1 protein-coding gene is annotated in these 311 nt (G+C 44.4%); it reads left to right on the forward strand.

The genetic code is table 11. The features are described from left to right. A partial coding sequence (locus ACFIK0_RS09690) for a hypothetical protein (protein WP_375663959.1) occupies positions 1-311 on the forward strand: 311 nt, incomplete at both ends.

Genomic DNA, 311 nt, shown 5'->3' on the forward strand with positions numbered 1-311 from the left:
TCAACTAGCTCAATTAACTGAACCACTTAAGATGTTTGTTGAAGCTGGTTTTCAAGCCAATGATACTGTTTTAGCCGAAAAAGATGGCAAGTGGGAAATCAATGGAGAGCCGACAGACGGCGCCTTCCTCACACTTTACCGTAAAGCATTGGGACGGGATTACCAATCAGAATATCAACCAGTAGATCTCTTGCCATTCGATTCAGACTACCGCTACATCGCCGAGTTAACCCAAAACCAGGAATCTGGTCAACAGGTGATTTTCGTGAAAGGTTCTCCAGATAAGCTGTTTGAAATGGCTGCCCAAGAAG

Origin of the sequence: Bartonella sp. CL63NXGY, assembly GCF_042194905.1 — a bacterium.
GTDB lineage: Bacteria > Pseudomonadota > Alphaproteobacteria > Rhizobiales > Rhizobiaceae > Bartonella.